18 protein-coding genes are annotated in these 19,416 nt (G+C 39.3%); 1 reads left to right on the top strand and 17 read right to left on the bottom strand.

Annotation, left to right across the window (positions count from 1 at the left end; genetic code table 11):
- Positions 1–443: 443 nt before the first annotated feature.
- Both H5117_RS17065 and H5117_RS17070 read right to left on the bottom strand, forming a co-directional pair.
- Complete coding sequence (locus H5117_RS17065; RefSeq protein WP_182738742.1) at positions 444–2,237, bottom strand: choice-of-anchor I family protein; 1,794 nt, start codon at positions 2,235–2,237, stop codon at positions 444–446.
- An 83-nt stretch (positions 2,238–2,320) separates the two neighbouring features.
- A complete protein-coding gene (locus H5117_RS17070) occupies positions 2,321–3,550 on the bottom strand; it encodes an acyltransferase family protein (protein ID WP_182738743.1) in 1,230 nt (409 codons plus the stop codon).
- Positions 3,551–3,694: 144 nt separating this feature from the next.
- Here H5117_RS17070 and H5117_RS17075 point away from each other — a divergent pair, with 144 nt between their 5' ends.
- Positions 3,695–4,537, top strand: a complete 843-nt coding sequence (locus H5117_RS17075) for a LytTR family DNA-binding domain-containing protein (RefSeq protein WP_182696217.1) — start codon at positions 3,695–3,697, stop codon at positions 4,535–4,537.
- A 28-nt stretch (positions 4,538–4,565) separates the two neighbouring features.
- On the opposite strand, the gene glmU is transcribed toward H5117_RS17075, so the two are convergent.
- The 15 genes from glmU to mioC form a co-directional block, all read right to left on the bottom strand.
- A complete protein-coding gene (gene glmU, locus H5117_RS17080) occupies positions 4,566–5,924 on the bottom strand; it encodes a bifunctional UDP-N-acetylglucosamine diphosphorylase/glucosamine-1-phosphate N-acetyltransferase GlmU (RefSeq protein WP_182738744.1) in 1,359 nt (452 codons plus the stop codon).
- Positions 5,925–6,227: 303 nt separating this feature from the next.
- Entirely contained in the window at positions 6,228–6,650 is a 423-nt protein-coding gene (locus H5117_RS17085; protein ID WP_004335277.1) for a F0F1 ATP synthase subunit epsilon, read from the bottom strand.
- Positions 6,651–6,663: 13 nt separating this feature from the next.
- Entirely contained in the window at positions 6,664–8,049 is a 1,386-nt protein-coding gene (gene atpD / locus H5117_RS17090) for a F0F1 ATP synthase subunit beta (RefSeq protein WP_004335274.1), read from the bottom strand.
- 33 nt (positions 8,050–8,082) lie between these two features.
- On the bottom strand, positions 8,083–8,943 hold the full coding sequence (gene atpG / locus H5117_RS17095; protein WP_024597176.1) for a F0F1 ATP synthase subunit gamma: 861 nt from the start codon (positions 8,941–8,943) through the stop codon (positions 8,083–8,085).
- Between the two features lie 60 nt (positions 8,944–9,003).
- Positions 9,004–10,545 carry a F0F1 ATP synthase subunit alpha gene (atpA, locus tag H5117_RS17100; RefSeq protein WP_004335270.1) on the bottom strand — a complete coding sequence of 514 codons (1,542 nt, stop codon included), beginning with the start codon at positions 10,543–10,545 and terminating at the stop codon, positions 9,004–9,006.
- Between the two features lie 14 nt (positions 10,546–10,559).
- Positions 10,560–11,093, bottom strand: coding sequence for a F0F1 ATP synthase subunit delta (gene atpH / locus H5117_RS17105; protein WP_004335267.1), 534 nt, complete (start codon positions 11,091–11,093; stop codon positions 10,560–10,562).
- A gap of 16 nt (positions 11,094–11,109) precedes the next feature.
- Entirely contained in the window at positions 11,110–11,580 is a 471-nt protein-coding gene (gene atpF / locus H5117_RS17110) for a F0F1 ATP synthase subunit B (protein WP_004335264.1), read from the bottom strand.
- A 41-nt stretch (positions 11,581–11,621) separates the two neighbouring features.
- A complete protein-coding gene (atpE, locus tag H5117_RS17115) occupies positions 11,622–11,864 on the bottom strand; it encodes a F0F1 ATP synthase subunit C (RefSeq protein WP_008112128.1) in 243 nt (80 codons plus the stop codon).
- 60 nt (positions 11,865–11,924) lie between these two features.
- Entirely contained in the window at positions 11,925–12,782 is an 858-nt protein-coding gene (atpB, locus tag H5117_RS17120) for a F0F1 ATP synthase subunit A (protein ID WP_024597178.1), read from the bottom strand.
- 14 nt (positions 12,783–12,796) lie between these two features.
- Positions 12,797–13,177 carry an ATP synthase subunit I gene (locus H5117_RS17125; RefSeq protein ID WP_004335240.1) on the bottom strand — a complete coding sequence of 127 codons (381 nt, stop codon included), beginning with the start codon at positions 13,175–13,177 and terminating at the stop codon, positions 12,797–12,799.
- A gap of 142 nt (positions 13,178–13,319) precedes the next feature.
- Positions 13,320–14,246, bottom strand: coding sequence for a ParB/RepB/Spo0J family partition protein (locus H5117_RS17130; protein WP_154904168.1), 927 nt, complete (start codon positions 14,244–14,246; stop codon positions 13,320–13,322).
- Positions 14,247–14,266: 20 nt separating this feature from the next.
- Positions 14,267–15,052, bottom strand: a complete 786-nt coding sequence (locus H5117_RS17135; protein WP_004335235.1) for a ParA family protein — start codon at positions 15,050–15,052, stop codon at positions 14,267–14,269.
- A 14-nt stretch (positions 15,053–15,066) separates the two neighbouring features.
- A complete protein-coding gene (gene rsmG / locus H5117_RS17140) occupies positions 15,067–15,687 on the bottom strand; it encodes a 16S rRNA (guanine(527)-N(7))-methyltransferase RsmG (protein ID WP_004335232.1) in 621 nt (206 codons plus the stop codon).
- Positions 15,688–15,702: 15 nt separating this feature from the next.
- A complete protein-coding gene (gene mnmG / locus H5117_RS17145) occupies positions 15,703–17,592 on the bottom strand; it encodes a tRNA uridine-5-carboxymethylaminomethyl(34) synthesis enzyme MnmG (RefSeq protein WP_004335230.1) in 1,890 nt (629 codons plus the stop codon).
- 428 nt (positions 17,593–18,020) lie between these two features.
- The gene (gene mioC / locus H5117_RS17150; RefSeq protein ID WP_182738229.1) at positions 18,021–18,470 is read right to left on the bottom strand and encodes an FMN-binding protein MioC; all 450 of its coding nucleotides are present in this window, start codon (positions 18,468–18,470) and stop codon (positions 18,021–18,023) included.
- Between the last annotated feature and the right edge of the window lie 946 nt (positions 18,471–19,416).

Below are 19,416 nucleotides of genomic sequence, written 5' to 3' on the forward strand. Positions count from 1 at the left end.
TTAGAACTCAATCTGTACGAGTGCCCACACAGATGATTGCTTTATATTGTTAAAGAACGTTTTGAGTCGCTTTAGCGTCTCAAGGGATGCGAATAATACACCCTTTATTTTTCGAGTCAATACTTAGTTTTAAACTTTCTTTCGACAATTTAAAACCGAAGTTTTATTTAACTCTGTGAGTAGTTCGTGCCTCGCTATGCTTCAGCGTTTCCCGTCTCAGTGGGGTCGCATTATAGGGAGATTCGAGCGGGGGTCAATGTTTTATTTCAGCTTTTTGACAATTAAATGAATTTAGTATGAAAGCTATACAAATAAAGGGCTACAGGATACTTTTAGTTTAAAAAACACGCACAATATAAGTATCTATTGATGAGGTATTAGTAAGGTTTAAACTAAGCTGTATGTTAAACAAACAACACACAGCTTTATTTTAAATTAAAGGTTTATTTAGATGCTATTTCCCATACGGCAATAGAGCCTGATATTTCATTTCCAATGATTAAGAGTGGGTTTCCTGTGGCACTTTGCTCAGCTGGAACGAATTCCATTCCTTCAGGCGCTAAATCGCCTGTAATATTCGCTCCTTTAATTAAGCCTCTATTATAGAAGTAGTCTTCAAACTGCACATTATATGGATTGGTAATATCATAAACCATAATCCCACCCATACGCTCAAGCCCTATAAAAGCAAATGTACGATCGTCAATTTTACCAATAGTCAGCGCTTCTGGCTCTGCGCCTTTATCATCTGAGCGTGAGTCACCTTTGTTTTCATCTTCATTGTTGTTAAATGCTTCACCATGAACCGATGCAGTAATACGACCTATATCATCGCCTGAATCAAACACCACCAGCCCATTGCTGTCCCAAATGGTAAACGAACGTGCACCATAAGCATAAAGCGATTCGTATTGACCATCATTATTAGTATCGCCTTTTATTGTTGTTACTTTTAAGCGACCAATATCGTTATCGTCGTTATTTAAGTAATCAAAATTAGCTGCAAGCGTTAAGTCTTCAACGCGGCTCTCATCTATATAAGCTAAGCAGCCGTCGTCTTTATCGTAATCAAGTCCGCCCTTTGCTATACAGTCTGCTTCATCCGTTGTATCAAAAAAGTATTCTCTTGCGTCACCTTCGTTGGCAGTAACTATAAAGTTAGCGCCTTTCCAACTAAAGCTTGAGATAGTATCGGGCTGGTACATACCATAGAGCCCTGGGTATGATTTAAAATTAACGCCGCCATCTTTATCTGAGGCATCAAGTTGTAAGCTTGACCAATCTTTAAAGCCTAAGCCCTTTAGCTCAAGGCTGTTGTTTTGTAGGTTAACTATTGCAAGTGCATTGTTTTCTTGAATAGATACATAAGCGTATTTGTTATCTTTAGAAATGCTAACGTACTCGGGCTCTAAATCCATAGCTACTGTGGTATTTATCAGATTACCGTTAATAGTACGACCATTGGGGTTTGCAAAAACGACCCCTTGCGCTTCTAGTTCGGTTTGTTTGTTGTTATAGGCTTTAAAATCAATATTTATTGCCGTATCGGCTATTACATTATTTGTTATATCGATAATACTAATAGAACCTTCAGGATCTACGCTGTAGTCGCCACTTGGTTCACCTTCGTTAGCAACCACTGCCTTTGCGCCATCATGGGTGAACGTCACCATGTCTGGTAAAAATCCGACTGTAACATTTTTAATAAATACAGGTGAGTCGCCGCTTATATCGTAAAAAGCAATTTGACCTGCATCACCCGTGCTTTTAGCAGCCATTGCGACCGCTAGTAAATTATTATTTTCATCAATAGCAATGCTGTTTGCATCGCCTTGGGTATGCTCGTTTAAAGACAACGTAATAACGGACGTTAAATTTGTGGCGCTGATAACCCCTTCGTTATCTTTAACGAGTGCGGCAGTATCAAATGTGTCGGCGGGTAAAATATTAATAACAGCGTCATCGCCTGAACTGTTAATAGCGTAAATCCATTTTTTAGATGCTTGGTAAGCAACTATTTCAGCGGCACCTTCTGGGCTTTGTGCATTTAATACTCCTCTTCCTACGAGGCTAATATTTAATACTGAATTAGCGTTTACACCATTTATCCCATTAATGCCATTTGCGCCTTGTTCTCCCTGTAATCCTTGAGAGCCGTTTTGGCCATCGTCACCATCAAGTGAGCAACCAGTAAGAACAGATATAAGTGACAGCGCAATAATTGATTTTTTAAACATGTGATTTTCCTTAGTATTGTATTTGCTAAATATCAACACACAGGCATGACAAGATTATGGCAATTTTAATACAGCCCCTTAGCCTAAGTAATTAGCTTATACGCTAGCGGAGTTATTAAAATTAAAGCAGCCGTATAGCCAAGTATTTTTACAGTCGGGGAATAATCTCGTTTAATTGCAACCCCTAGCAAAGGTCTAAGTACATCAATACGTGTAATACCCCATGTAATAACACCGCAAAAAGACCAAGTCCCTGTAATAATGATGAATGGTTCAGCACCAGGCCCTAAACCTAAAGGCTGTAGTAAAAAACACAAAATAATCAAAATGCTTTGATGCAATAAATAAAAGGGAAACACCCATACATTGAGCTGTTTTAAATAGTAAGTATTAAAATTTAAGAATCGGTGAGCGAGCGCAAGTACAAAAAATACACCTACAACACGTTGAATATTGTAGCTAGCGCTTAAAATAAAATGAGGAAGAGTAAACACCTTCTGATAACTTAATATTATAAGTACAAACAAAACCGCAAAACTCAAAGCTAGTAATACTAATTTTTTATTTAAGCAGTTCCAAAAGTAAGTGTTTTTGGCAAGTATGTATCCTGTGAGTAGCAGTATTAAGCCGTTAGTCTCTCTAATTGAATCGCCAGTTAAGTAATGGCTTGTAAATAGTACGGCAATAGTGAGCAAGGTAATTAAAAGCCCAAATGACATATCCCCTTTAACAAAGGTTTTTAAAGGCGTAATAAAAGGCAAGCGTGCAAAAAGAGTTAAAACAATAATGATCAGCATAAATTGCCACAACGAGCGCAAATACCATAAGTGATGTACATCCACATTCGGCCACACTCCAGACTGATAATTAATAAAAAGCGTATTGTTAGTCTCTATAAAAGCTAAATAAAATTGCCAATAGCTAATATCAATAACACCTTGCTGTGACATTTCTGCAAACAGCTGTAAAGGCACTATTAACCATAACCCCACCAGCAAGGGTAACAGTAAAAAAATAGAGCGGTATAAGGTGAAATGTAACCAAGACTTAAAGCTGCGTACTTTATCAATCATAAAACGCAGTGCTACGCCCGATATAAACCAAATGAGCAACATGCGCCAAGGTGAAAACACCAACATTAAATATTCAACATACTGTGATGTATAATTACTTTTAAAATGAAATCCCCAGTTTTCACTATACAACATGCCAATGTGATAAAAAATTAGCGACGCAAATGCGATTATCCTAAGCCAATCAAGATAATATTTACGCGAATTAACTAATGAAGGTTGTTGTACTTGAGTGCTCATGCTTTTACTACTTTATGTATGTTATGCGTTATTCATACCTAAAGCTCTCGCTAAAACTATCTATAAGTGCTTATATTACAAGCAATAGTGATAAAAGGTGGTATACAGGGATAAGCGTGCCACGTCAGCAATAAGCATATATTTATGAACCTACAGCACTTTCAACGTTTTCAAAGCATTTACGCATCAGTATTACTGTGTGCTTACGTATTAATTAATAATACAGTAAACGCTACAACCCAAATAATGGAAGCCCAAAGAGAAGGAGCTTTAACTTTTTTAATGTGGGAGCCATTTATTTGGGAGTATTCAAGTGCCTTGAGTACTTTGCTTATATTCCCTATTTTAATTTGGTTTTTAAGACACTTATCTTTTAATTGGCAAAATATTACGGCCTCATTAGGTATGTACTTTGCTGCCTCTATTATATTTAGCGTGTTACACGTTGGTATTATGGTAGGGGTTCGTAAATTCATATATTTGTTGAATGATGGGTCTTACAACTTTGGACTTAGCTGGTTTGAGCTTATTTATGAATACCAGAAAGACGCTATAAGCTTTGTGTTTTTCATCGTACTTATCAAAGTATATCAATATGTGGTGCAGCAGTTACTAGGTGAAGCCTCTTCAATTGAAGAAAGTGAGCAGCAAACAACATCGACCATAAACCGCCTATTAGTTAAAAAGCTCGGAAAAGAATTCATTATAAAAATAGAGGATGTTGATTGGCTTGAATCGTCGGGTAATTATGTAAACCTACATATAGGCTCACGTATATATCCGTTAAGGGCAACGCTTACAGCATTAAGTAAACAACTTGAAGTGCAGGGGTTTTGTAGAATTCACCGCAGCCATGGCGTAAAACTCGATAAAGTGGAGTCTATTACACCACTATCCAGTGGCGACAGTGAAATAAAATTAACTACAGGTAAAGTACTAAACCTATCTAGACGCTATAAAGAGCAATTTAAACTTCAACTAAAATAAAAAAGGCTACCTAAGTAGCCTCTAATTGTTATTTTTTAACTGGGCGTTTCCAACCCGTTAAATTACGCTGTTTAGAGCGTGCTATTGCTAATTGGTCATCTTCAACGGTACTGGTGATCACAGAGCCTGCACCAATTGTTGCAGTTGCGCCTATATTTACTGGGGCAACGAGTGATGAATTAGAGCCAATAAAAGCATTATCGCCAATAATAGTTTTTGATTTATTAACACCATCGTAGTTGCAGGTAATAGTGCCAGCGCCAATATTCACTTTTTCGCCAATTTCAGCATCACCTAAATAACTTAAGTGGTTGGCTTTTGAGCCTTTGCCTAAACGGGTTTTTTTCATCTCAACAAAGTTACCAATGTGCGAGTCTTCTTCCATAACAGCGCCAGGGCGAAGGCGAGCATAAGGGCCCAGCGTACATTTAGCAGCTACGCTTGCATCTTCAATTAGGGTATTAGCCTTTATTACCACGTTATCGCCTATGGTACAGTTTTTAAGTACACAGTTAGGGCCAATTTGTACATTGTTACCAAGCGTGACTGTGCCTTCAAAAATAACGTTTACGTCGATAAGTACATCTTCACCGGTAGTAACTGTTCCACGCACATCTATACGGGCAGGGTCGGTAAGTGTTGCGCCATTTAACATTAACTCTTCTGCTTGCCATGCTTGGTAAGCGCGCTCTAAGCCTGCAAGTTGTACGCGGTTATTTGCGCCTTCAACTTCCATTGCATGATCTGGTTGCGCTGAAGTGATCTCTACGCCTTCACTGTGAGCCATTGCAACGATATCTGTTAAGTAGTACTCGCCTTGTGCATTATTGTTAGATAAGTTACCTAACCATGTTTTTAATAGCTTACCGTTAACAGCCATAATGCCTGTATTTACTTCGTTAATAAGTAACTGCTCTGAGCTTGCATCTTTTTGCTCAACAATACCGACTAACTTACCACCAACACGAAGCATGCGACCATAGCCATTTGGGTTTACCAAATTTACCGTTAATACCGCTAAACCATTTTTAGGTGTTGCAGCTAATAAACGCTCTAGGGTTGATTGTTTTGTTAGCGGTACATCGCCGTATAAAATCAATACTGTGTCTTCATCGTTAATATGAGAGTTGGCTTGCGCTACTGCGTGGCCAGTACCGAGTTGTTCTGCTTGAAGTACCCAATTTACATCGTTATCGGCAAGTTGTTGTTGTAATAGTTCGCCGCCGTGTCCGTAAACTAAGTTTGTAGTCGTTGCACCTAATGCCATCGCATTATCAATAACGTGCTGTACCATTGGTTTACCTGCAACATTGTGCAAAACTTTAGGTAGAGCAGAGCGCATACGAGTACCTTTACCCGCAGCAAGAATAACAGTTGTTAGAGCCATTAAAACAATTTCCTTTTTCCGTTGTTTTAGCTAAATAAGTATTATGTTTGTGCAGAAGATTACGTAAATCACTTCTTGTGCAGATACTCAGTAGGTTAGTTTATTCGTACTGAATCTTGACTGAAAAACACACTTAATTGGATGACGTTATTGTAGCGAGGATTGGTGAAGGATATAAGTGATAAAGCAAAGATAATAGTCTGATAGACCTGTTATTTAACAATTATAAATAAGCGATACACCATGTTTAAATTACAGACACAAAAAAGCCCACATAAAGTGGGCTTTCAAAACCGGATAGGCTTACTTGTGACGTAATTGCTGAATTACGCGTAACTGAGCAACTGCTTCTGCCAGTCGCGTAGCCGCTTGTTGATAATCAAACTCAACAGCTGACGAATTCGCCATATGTTCTTCAGCTTCACGTTTAGCTTTTTGTACAGAATCTTCATCTAAATCTTCACCACGAACCGCAGTATCTGCAAGAATCGTGATGTGATTTGGTTGAACTTCTAATGTACCGCCAGCAACATATAACACATCTTCGTGACCATATTGCTTAACTAAACGTACCATACCAGGTTTAAGGGCAGTTAGTAGTGGAGCATGACCTAGGTTTACACCCAGCTCGCCTTCACTACCAGATACTTGAATCGATTCAACAAGACCAGAGAACAAGCTCTGCTCTGCGCTTACTACGTCAAGATGTACAGTCATAGCTGTCATACTACCCTCCTAGTTACATGCCTTTGGCTTTTTCTTGAGCTTCTTCGATAGAGCCAACCATGTAAAACGCTTGCTCTGGAAGCTCATCAAACTCGCCGTTTAAAATGCCTTTGAAGCCAGCAATTGTATCTTTCAGTGATACGTATTTACCAGACGCGCCTGTAAACACCTCTGCCACGAAGAATGGCTGAGATAGGAAACGTTGGATTTTACGTGCACGAGATACAAGTTGCTTATCTTCGTCAGAAAGCTCGTCCATACCTAGGATTGCAATGATGTCTTTAAGTTCTTTGTAACGCTGAAGAACTGTTTGAACGCCACGTGCTGTATCGTAGTGCTCTTGACCAATTACTTGTGGGTCAAGTTGACGCGAAGATGAATCAAGTGGGTCTACCGCAGGGTAGATACCAAGTGATGCGATATCACGTGAAAGTACTACTGTTGCGTCTAAGTGAGCAAATGTAGTTGCTGGAGATGGATCCGTTAAATCATCCGCAGGTACGTATACCGCTTGGATTGATGTAATTGAACCAGTCTTAGTTGAAGCGATACGCTCTTGAAGCACACCCATTTCTTCAGCAAGTGTAGGCTGGTAACCTACCGCTGATGGCATACGACCAAGAAGTGCAGATACTTCTGTACCAGCAAGTGTATAACGGTAGATATTATCTACGAAGAAAAGTACATCGCGACCTTCATCACGGAACTTTTCAGCCATAGTAAGACCTGTTAACGCTACGCGTAAACGGTTACCTGGAGGCTCGTTCATCTGACCGTATACAAGCGATACTTTATCAAGTACGTTTGAATCGTTCATCTCATGGTAGAAATCGTTACCCTCACGTGTACGCTCACCAACACCTGCGAATACTGAGTAGCCGCTGTGCTCGATTGCGATGTTACGGATAAGTTCCATCATGTTTACAGTTTTACCAACACCGGCACCACCGAATAAACCAACTTTACCACCTTTAGCAAATGGACATACAAGGTCGATAACCTTAATACCAGTTTCTAAAAGCTCAACTGAACTTGATTGCTCTTCGTATGAAGGCGCTGCACGGTGAATAGACATACGGTCTTCTTCGCCGATTGGACCCGCTTCATCGATTGGCTCACCAAGTACGTTCATGATACGACCAAGTGTTGCTTTACCAACTGGAACTTGTATCGATTCACCTGTATTCATAACTAAAGCACTACGACGTAAACCATCAGTAGTACCCATAGCGATAGTACGCACTACACCGCCACCTAGCTGTTGTTGAACTTCTAAAGTCAAACCAGCTAAATCGCCATCTGTTACTCTTAGTGCGTGGTATACCGCTGGCACGCTATCTTGTGGAAATTCAATATCCACAACGGCGCCGATAATTTGGACGACCTTACCTAAACTCATGTCTATTCCTCTCGTTAATCTTTACCCGAAGCATTAAACTGCTGCTGAGCCAGAACAAATCTCACTAATTTCTTGTGTGATTGCTGCTTGGCGAGCCTTGTTATAAACAAGCTGTAGCTCGTCCATAAGGTCACCTGCGTTATCAGTTGCAGCTTTCATTGCAACCATACGAGCAGCCTGTTCTGAGGCAGCATTTTCTACCACACCTTGGTATGCTTGAGACTCAATAAAGCGTACTAACAAAGACTCTAAAATAGCCTCTGGGTTTGGCTCGTATAAGTAATCCCATGTGTGAGCAGATACTTCTTCTTCAGCTTTTGGCAAAGGGAGTAACTGATCTATAATTGGCTCTTGCTTCATGGTATTAACGAATTTGTTATATACCAAGAATAAACGGTCTATTTTGCCTTCAGAAAATGCATCAAGCATAATTTTTACAGGACCAATAACGTCTTGTACTGAAGGTTTATCTCCTAGGCCCGCTTTTTTAGCGAGTAGTTGACCACCAAAACGTTGAAAGAAGCCTGCTGCCTTACTACCTAAAGTAGCAAATTCAGCATCAACACCTTTCTCTTTCCACGCTTTAACATCAAGTGCAACTTTCTTAAACTCGTTTGAGTTTAGACCGCCACACAGACCACGGTCTGTAGAGATAACAATATAACCAACTCGTTTCACTTCACGTTCTTTTAAGAACGGGTGAGTAAAATCAAGATTTGCTTGAGCAACACGACCAATTACTTCACGTAATTTATTAGCGTATGGACGGCTTGAAGCAACGCGTTCTTGCGCCCTTTTCATTTTAGACGCAGCAACCATTTCCATTGCGCTAGTGATCTTTTGAGTATTTTTAATACTCCCGATCTTGCTTTTAATCTCTTTTCCGCTGGCCATGACTCTCTCTCCGAATCAAGGTGTGCTTTAGTTTCCTAAAGCGCACCATTAATAACTAAATTACCAAGTTTGCGTAGACTTGAACTTCGTAAGAAGTTCTTTAAGCTGCGCTTCGATCTCGGCATTCAAGTTACCAGTTTCATTGATTTGAGCCACAAGCTCTGCGTATGTGCTAGTTGCATAAGAAAGTAAAGCTGCTTCAAAGTCACCGATTTTCGCGATTTCGATGTCTTGAAGGAAGCCTTTTTCAGCAGCAAATAACGACAAAGACATTTCAGCAACAGACATTGGCGCGTACTGTTTCTGTTTCATTAGCTCTGTTACACGCTCACCATGCTCAAGTTGAGCACGAGTTGCATCATCAAGGTCAGACGCGAACTGCGAGAACGCAGCTAATTCACGGTACTGAGCTAGGGCTAGACGAATACCGCCACCTAGTTTCTTAACGATTTTAGTTTGTGCAGCACCACCAACACGCGATACCGAGATACCAGCATTAACTGCCGGACGGATACCTGAGTTGAATAAGTCAGTTTCTAAGAAGATCTGACCATCGGTGATAGAGATAACGTTAGTCGGTACGAACGCAGAAACGTCGCCGCCTTGAGTTTCAATGATTGGCAATGCCGTCAATGAACCAGTTTTACCTTTCACTTCACCATTAGTGAACTTTTCAACGTAATCTGCGTTTACACGCGATGCACGCTCTAAAAGACGAGAGTGAAGGTAGAATACGTCACCTGGGTATGCTTCACGGCCTGGTGGACGCTTAAGTAGTAATGAAATTTGACGGTAAGCAACTGCTTGCTTAGACAAATCATCATATACGATTAATGCGTTTTCACCACGGTCACGGAAGTATTCACCCATAGTACAGCCCGCGAACGGTGCTAAGTACTGAAGTGCCGCAGATTCAGAAGCAGATGCAACAACTACGATAGTATTTGCTAGTGCACCATGCTCTTCTAATTTACGAACTACGTTTGCAATAGTAGATGCTTTTTGACCAATCGCAACGTACACACACTTAACGCCTGTGTCTTTTTGATTGATGATTGCATCGATTGCTAGTGCAGTTTTACCTGTTTGACGGTCACCGATGATAAGTTCACGTTGACCACGACCAACTGGAATCATCGCATCGATAGATTTATAACCAGTTTGAACTGGCTCATCTACTGATTTACGCTCGATTACACCAGGTGCAATTTTTTCTACAGGTTCAAACCCGTCGTTATCTAAAGCGCCTTTACCATCGATTGGAGCACCTAGTGTGTTTACAACACGACCAAGTAGACCAGGACCAACAGGAACTTCTAAAATACGACCAGTTGTATATACTTTTACGCCTTCAGTAAGGTCAGCGTACGGACCCATTACTACTGCACCAATTGAGTCGCGCTCAAGGTTTAGTGCGATAGCATAACGGCTGCCAGGAAGCTCAATCATTTCACCTTGCATACAGTCAGCAAGACCGTGGATGCGGATGATACCGTCAGTAACAGATACAATAGTACCTTCGTTACGAGCTTCACTTACAACTTCGAACTTCTCAATACGTTGTTTGATCAGATCTGAAATTTCAGTGGAATTAAGTTGCATGCTCTTTTTCCCAATTACGATTGTAGTGTTGTAGCTAAGCGGCTTAATTTACCGCGAATAGTACCGTCGATTACAGTGTCGCCAGACCTAATAATAAGTCCACCAACCACTGACGCGTCTTCACTACAATTCAGCTTAACTTTGCGTGCGAAACGTTTTTCAAGTGCCGCTACCAATGACTCTTGTTGCGCAGCAACAAGAGGAGTTGCAGAAATCACATCTACTTCGATTTCTTTATCGTATTCTGCTTTAAATTCAGCAAATAACTCAGCAACGTCAGGTAGAGCTGTCAAACGTCCATTTTCAGCCATCACCTTAACTAGGTTCTGACCTTGTTCGTTGAGCTGCTCAGCACAAAGTTGAATAAATAATTCAGCTTGTGCAGTAGCTGTAGGCATACCTGCTAAAGCAGATGATGCTTGTTCATTGCTGGCTACGTGGCCTGCAAAGAACAACATATCATTCCAGCTTTCTAGAGTGCCTTTCTCAACGGCAAGTTCAAAAGCCGCTTTAGCGTATGGGCGAGCGATAGTAGTCAAATTAGACATGCTCATACCCTCCTAATTACAGCTCAGCGACAAGTTTTTCAACGATGTCACTATGTGCGGCTTGATTAATTTCACGCTCTAAAATACGTTCTGCACCAATCACTGCCAGAGTTGCTACTTGCTTACGTAGCTCTTCTGTTATGCGATTACGTTCAGACTCAACTTCAGAGTGCCCTTGAGCAATGATACTTTCACGCTCTTGCTGACCACGAAGTGTTTCTTCGTCAACAATTAGCACTGCACGCTTTTTAGCTTGATCAATGATATCAGCCGCTTGAGCTTTTGCATCTTTAAGCTGTTCAGCAGCTTTCTTTTGCGCAAGTTCTAAGTCTTTTTCGGCTCTATCAGAGGCAGCTAAACCATCTTCGATTTTTTTCTGGCGAGCTTCAATTGCACCGTTTAGTGGTGGCCATACGTATTTCATACAAAATAATACGAACACCGTAAACGCAATCAATTCACCGATAAGAGTGGCGTTTAAATTCACAACCGCTCCTCCTTAAATAGTAAGCTGTTCAAAAAATAAAATTAAAGTACGAACAACAATACCATAGCGATACCAACACCAATCATTGCTACAGCATCGATTAGACCAGCAAGAATAAACATCTTAACTTGTAGCGAAGGTGCAAGCTCAGGTTGACGCGCACATGCTTCAAGGAATTTACCGCCCATGTTACCAAAACCGATTGCAGTGCCGATTGCACCAAAACCGATTAGTAAAGCTACTGCGATGTATTTTAAGCCGTTTAATAATTCTAAAGCTTCCATTTATTTCTCCAAAGTTTCAATTGTAAAGTTAAAAGTAAAAGTAAAATTGTAAATATAAAATTAGTGATTATCTGAGCTTGCCATACTTAGGTATACGATTGTTAGCATCATAAATACGAATGCTTGCAATACAATTACTAAGATGTGGAATACAGCCCAAACAAAATGCAATGGTAATTGCATAAATCCGATAGCGCCGATCAAGATGAAAATCAATTCACCTGCATATAAGTTACCAAACAAACGTAGTGCTAATGAAAACGGTTTAGAAACCAGCGCAATCAGTTCAAGTAATAAGTTAAACGGGATTAAAAGGATTTGTAGTGCAGTATTATTTGAACTAAACGGGTGAAGTGTTAGTTCTTTAATAAAACCACCGATGCCTTTTATTTTAATTGAGTAGCCTATCATTAAAATAAATACACCCAGCGCTAGCGCTGCAGTCATATTAATGTCTGTCGTTGGTACAATTTTCATGTACACATCGTGTGAATCCATACCAAACGCAGTCTCACCAACAAAACCAGCTAATGCAGGTAAAAAGTCAACCGGTATTAAATCCATTAAGTTCATTAAAAATATCCAAACGAATATTGTTAATGCTAATGGTGCAATAAGCTTGCTTTTACCATGGAAAGTATCACGTACGTTGTCACCAACAAACTCTACTACCATTTCAATGAAACATTGAAATTTTCCAGGTACACCTAGTGTTGATTTTTTAGCGGCACTACGAAAGATCCATAAAAATATAAGACCTAAACCGATAGACCATGCGAGGGTATCTATATGCCATGTCCAGAAACCACTATCCGTACATGCTTTATTGAAGGCGAGACCTGTATCGGTCGAACACATCTTAGCATTGGTCAAATGGTGCTGGATATGGCCAGATAGAGTAACTTCTTCTGCTGCCATGTTATATCCCAAAGTTAATGTTTAAAAAAAACGGGTGCGAACAATCCAGTAAAGAGCGCCAGTATATAAGTACTAAAAAAGGGTAATAAAATTACCGGAAAATGCTTCAGTACTAGCGCAAACAATACAATTGTTAGCATAAATTTTAATCCGTTGCCGCGTTTCAACGAGGCATACGCTTGATTTGCTCGACTTGCACCCATATGTCGGAATGCATAAAGACCAAATACAAAGTGCGGAAGTACTGCGACAACTCCACCAGCGAGTGATGAAAGCGCTGCATTGACTCCCGAACTAAAACAAATAATTACAGCAGCAACTAATGCTACAACACCCTGAAGGCAAATTAACTTTAATACGGCAAGTCGATATGGACTCGCTAACTTATCAGTCACGTTTAGTTAACCTTTATTGCGTTCTAATTGTTAGGGTGTGAAAACTGGCGAAATTATACTTAATCCTGCCAGTTTTGCAACTTGAGTAGACGCTTTGTAACACGAAATAGCTACAAATGTCCCTTTTTAGACATGTAGAAAACTAATGGTGGGTATTGTCTTGATTAATGCGATTTAAAATGCCGTCAAGTTCGTCCAAATTAGTATAAGAAATAACAAGCTTACCTTTGCCTTTTTTGTTGTAATTTATTTCTACTTTGGCACCTAGGTTTTCAGCTAGTTGTTGCTCTAACTGTTTAACATCTGGATCTTTTTCAGCTATTTCTTTAGCTGGCACGGGTTCTAAAATTGAACGAACTAACTTCTCGGTTTCACGAACGGTTAGTGCTTTAGCAACAGCTAAACGAGCAGCATCTGATTGTGCTTCTCCCTCAAGGGCTAATAAACAACGAGCGTGCCCCATTTCAATGTCGCCATGTTCTAACAGAATTTTTACATCACTGTTTAAATTATTTAAACGAAGTAAGTTAGTCACTGTAGTGCGTGATTTGCCAACCGCATCTGCTACTTGTTGATGTGTTAGTTCAAACTCATTGAGTAAGCGATTTAACGCAACCGCTTCTTCCATGGCATTTAAGTCTTCACGTTGAATATTTTCTATTAGCGCAATAGCTACTGCAGCTTCATCTGGTACGTCTTTAATAATACAAGGTACTGTTTCAAGCTTAGCTATTTGCGCTGCACGCCAACGACGCTCACCGGCGATAATTTCAAAACTATTATGTGCAATAGGGCGCACGACTATAGGTTGAATAATACCTTGTGAGCGAATAGAACTAGCAAGCTCTTCTAGTGCCTCTTCGGACATGTCTTTACGAGGTTGATATTTACCAGAGTGTAAAAACTCGATTGGGAGTTTTTGTAATTCACTGTTATTTGGCCCAGCCGCATTTTTTACAGCTTCAGTCACGTTTGATGTGTCTTGTTCCTTGCTTGCGCTCGGTGTAGGCTTTGACGAACTTAAAAGTGCATCGAGTCCTCGGCCTAAACCTCGTTTTTTAGCAGACATGTTATTTTTTTACCTCAAAGTTAGGCGACAACGGACGCTGTTTTTTCTTTTCTACGTAACATTTCACCAGCGAGTGCTAAATATGCTTTAGCGCCACTTGATGCCCGGTCATAATACATAGCAGGTGTACCAAAACTAGGTGCCTCTGCTAAACGAACATTACGCGGGATCACCGTACGGTATACTTTGTCGCCAAAATGTTGTTTTAATTGTTCTGATACGTCATTCGCTAAACGGTTACGCGGATCGTACATAGTACGAAGTATGCCTTCAATTTGTAAGCTAGGGTTTACTAACTTAGCAAGCTGCGTAATCGTATCCATTAATGCGGTTAACCCTTCAAGTGCATAATACTCACACTGCATTGGCACTAAAATAGAATCAGCTGCGGCCATTGCGTTAACAGTTAACATATTTAAAGAGGGTGGACAGTCGATAAAAATAAATTCGTACTGATCCTGAATTTTTTCAAGTGCGTTACGTAAACGCACTTCACGGGCAAATAATTCCATAAGTTTAACTTCTGCAGCGGTTACATCACCGTTTGCAGCAATCATATGGTATTCGCCAGACGTTTCTTTGATAATAACGTCTTCTATAGGTTTATCTTCAATGAGTAAGTCGTAAATAGTTGGTACGTCGCCGTACTTATCTACGCCACTTCCCATAGTCGCATTGCCTTGCGGATCGAGATCAATTAACAGCACTTTACGTTTCGTTGCAGCCATAGACGCAGCGAGGTTAACAGCGGTTGTAGTTTTACCCACTCCACCTTTTTGATTTGCTAATGCGATGACTTTTGCCACAGTGTCTCTGATCCCTAGTCTTTAGAAAGAATAATTAAATGTCGTTGTGCATCTAACTTAGGTACTTCTAATGCAATTTTTTGCTCAAACTTAACGCCAGTAGGTAATGACTCTAGCTCTTCACTAGGGAACACACCTTTAAGCGCTATAAATTTACCCGAATGATCAATTAAGTGCGAACACCAGTCAACCATATCTTGTAATGAAGCAAATGCACGACTGAGTACGCCATCTAATTTAACACTTGGCTGATATTCTTCAACTCTTGACTGAACAGGTGTTACGTTATCAAGCCCAAGCTCATGTTTAACATGCATTAAAAAGCGAACGCGTTTACCTAGACTATCTAGTAACACAAATTGTGTGTTAGGTAATGCAATCGCTAATACAATGCCCGGAAGGCCAGGCCCTGTGCCAACATCAATATAATGATGACCGGGTAAGTGAGGTGCAACAACTAAACTATCCATAATATGCTTAATCATCATTTCTTCAGGTAAGCGTACCGAAGTTAAATTATAAGCTTTATTCCACTTATCTAATAACTCGACGTAACGAACTAGCTGTTGCTGTTGTTTTTCCGTTAGCGCAATATCAGTTTGCGCTAACAATGTAGTTAATTGTTGCTGTAACACTATGTACCCTTATCGTTACGCAGATTTGCGTAATAAGCCTTGCTTCTTCAGATACACTAATAATAGCGAAATCGCCGCTGGGGTGATACCAGAAATACGCGATGCTTGGCCAATAGTGTCTGGACGTGACTCAATAAGCTTAGCAACAACCTCATTTGATAAACCTGATACAGTTTTGTAATCAAACTCTTTTGGTAAAATTGTTTGCTCATGACGAAGCTGCTTATTGATCTCATCTTGTTGACGCGCAATATAGCCTGCGTACTTAGTATGGATCTCAACTTGTTCAAGTGCTGCTACGTTTGTAAATTCAGATCCTAAACCGTCAATAGCCATAAGATCGTTATAACGAATCTCTGGACGACGAAGTAATTCTTCTAAACTTGCTTCACGAGTTAATGGTGTTTTTAGTAATGCATTTACTTGATCAACAACAACGTGATCTTTATGAATCCACGTATCTTTAATGCGTTGTTTTTCTTTCTCAATTACTTCCATTTTTTCGTTAAATGCCTGCCAACGTTCGTCATTAACTAAACCCAGCTCACGGCCTTTTTCAGTTAAGCGAATATCTGCATTATCTTCACGAAGAAGTAAACGGTATTCGGCACGGCTAGTAAACATGCGGTAAGGTTCTTTCGTACCTAGTGTTGCTAAGTCGTCAATTAATACACCCACGTAAGCTTCATCGCGACGTGGCGTCCAAGAATCTTTACCTTGCACTTTTAACGCAGCATTCATACCTGCGATTAAGCCTTGTGCACCCGCTTCTTCATAACCGGTAGTGCCGTTAATTTGACCCGCGAAAAATAAGCCTTCGATAAATTTTGTTTCTAAAGACTGTTTTAAATCACGTGGATCAAAGTAGTCATATTCTATTGCATAGCCTGGTCGACAAATATGTGCATTTTCAAAACCAGAAATAGATTGCACAATCTCAAGTTGTACATCAAACGGTAAACTAGTAGAAATACCATTTGGATATAATTCGTATGATGTTAAGCCTTCAGGTTCAACAAATATTTGGTGCTTATCTTTATCCGCAAAACGTACAATTTTATCTTCAATTGATGGGCAGTAGCGTGGACCAATACCTTCAATAACACCTGAGTACATAGGTGAGCGATGTAAGTTTTTACGAATAACATCATGTGTTTTTTCGTTGGTGTAAGTGATGTAACACGGTATTTGTTGTGGGTGATCTGATTGTTTACCCATAAATGAAAATACAGGTGTTGGCATATCACCAGGCTGTGCTTCCATTTTTGTAAAATCAACAGTACGTGCATCAATACGTGGCGGAGTACCTGTTTTTAAACGATCCACTCTAAAAGGGTGTTCGCGTAAACGTTCAGCCAATGCAATTGATGGTGGATCACCAGCACGACCGCCTTTGTAATTTTCTAAACCAATGTGTATTTGGCCACCTAAAAAAGTACCCACGGTTAAAACAACACTTGGAGCACTAAAACGTAAACCCATTTGAGTTACTACGCCAGTAACACGATCGTTTTCAACAATAAGATCATCACATGATTGTTGAAAAATCTTAAGGTTATCTTGATTTTGTAATGTTGTTTGAATAGCTGCTTTGTACAAAGCGCGATCTGCTTGTGCTCGAGTTGCACGAACAGCAGGTCCTTTTGAAGAGTTTAGTGTGCGAAATTGGATCCCGCCTTTGTCAATGGCCTGTGCCATTGCACCGCCAAGCGCATCAATTTCTTTTACCAAATGACCTTTGCCAATCCCACCAATCGCTGGGTTACAAGACATTTGACCAAGGGTATCCATATTGTGAGTCAGTAGCAGGGTATTCATCCCCATACGGGCAGCTGCTAATGCGGCTTCAGTGCCAGCATGTCCACCACCTACTACGATAACGTCAAAATTTTCGTGAAAAATCATTAATGGGATCCTACTTAAATCAAACCGGTAAACTTCAAAAGGGAGCGTATTCTACCTAGAAATTTGCAGAAGATAAATGATTAAACAAAGAGCAAGATCTAAGTATGTGATCTCTAATAATATAAAGGATCTTTTAAAGAGATCTTTTATTACTATAACTACTACTGATCAGCTTTTCTGTTGATAAGGTTCAGATCTTCATTTAAAACATGAAATTAGATCAGATCTAAAGGTGTTAATATGATCGGATCATCCAGCAGATAAGCTCTGATCAAAAAGGCACCTTATGCACAGGGCTGAATCAGTTGGATCTTATCCCATGGATAAGCATGCTTTAAAAAGCAGTTTATTCAATCTTTATCCACAAAATCTATTAAATTATTAGTAAATTGTGGGTAACTTTATATATAACTTTTTACTTGATCTATCTATTTTAAGCCTGTTTTGGTTATCCAAGAGTCTAACCATGCTAATGCTGTGTCTTCTGGTAGTGCTTCATCGAGAATATTAAGCTCTAAGCGTTCTGCTACTTTTATAGCGCCTTTTTGAGATAATAAGGCATCTATATTACGTCCAGCTTGGTTGTAAGTGTCATAACTGGTATCACCTAAAGCGATTACTGAGTATTTTAATTCCGATAAATCATTAGCTTGAGTCACATCTTCAACAAAGCTAATAAAGTTTTCAGGATAATCACCTGCACCATAAGTAGATGTGCAAATTAACCAAATAGTATTTTGCTGATCAATATCGCTAAATTCAGGCTGATCATGTAGTTGTGTAGCAATACCAAGGTTATTAAGCGCGTCGCTTAGTTGCTCTGCAACATACTCGGCTGATCCCATTTGGCTGCCAACAATAAGATTTACTGAACTCATGAATATTAGTGATCACATTGGTTTTAATTGCTGCCTATGATAACTGAGTGTGAGTAACAGTAAAGTTAAGAGTGCTTTTTTGTATAACTATTTTTGTGCTAATTTTACTCTTATTTGAAAACGCCTCCTTAAGTTGTTGATATTATAGTAGTTAACAAAATATCTTTAAATGTAATCTTCTGATCAAGTTGTTGATAACAGTGGGGAAAGCTCTGTTTAAACACACCTTTTAGGTTGTTTAATAATCGCTAAGTTATTGATATTACTATTTAGTGAGAGACTTAATTGTAAATCTAGGCATAAAAAGCACAAGGTGATCATAATGTGGATATAAAGGTTGTTGATAACCTTAAATTTAGATCGAAAATAATTTTATTAAATGATCTAATTGAGCTGATCTAACGAAATTAATTAAAAATAAGCTTATAAACAGATAATTTTTAATAGATCATTAGGTTTTTCTCTGCGAGGTGGCTCAATTTACTATTTATTTGAGCTAAAAATTAGGTTTTGTGGATAAGTGATCTCAATATATTTAATTTAATGCGTATTTATAGCTGCTTTTTTTATGTATTTTGCTGGTGGATTAGTAGATCAAAAGTTTGATGCACTCAAATCTCGAGTCATTTTTATTAAAAAGCCGCAGTGATCGTCTGTCCATATGTTGTATAAAGTTGATTATTTAGAGTGTTTATCGTCACGTTTTAGCTCTTAAATTGAGCAAATAACATTAGTCTTTATGAGCTAGATAATTATAAAAAAGCTATTTATAACTAACTTTTGTGTGGAGGATAACGATTTTAAAACGTATTTTTGTTTGAAATATGTATCGGTTTTGACCTTAAAATGGGTGTTACTTGCGCTATTAATATCTTACTTAAAGGCTCTTTTCACTGTCTAATCTACATGATCTGGCTGGTAATAATTATCGCTTTGGGTATGATTT

This window comes from Pseudoalteromonas sp. SG45-1 (genome assembly GCF_014164135.1).
In the GTDB taxonomy this organism is placed as follows: Bacteria; Pseudomonadota; Gammaproteobacteria; order Enterobacterales; family Alteromonadaceae; genus Pseudoalteromonas; species Pseudoalteromonas distincta.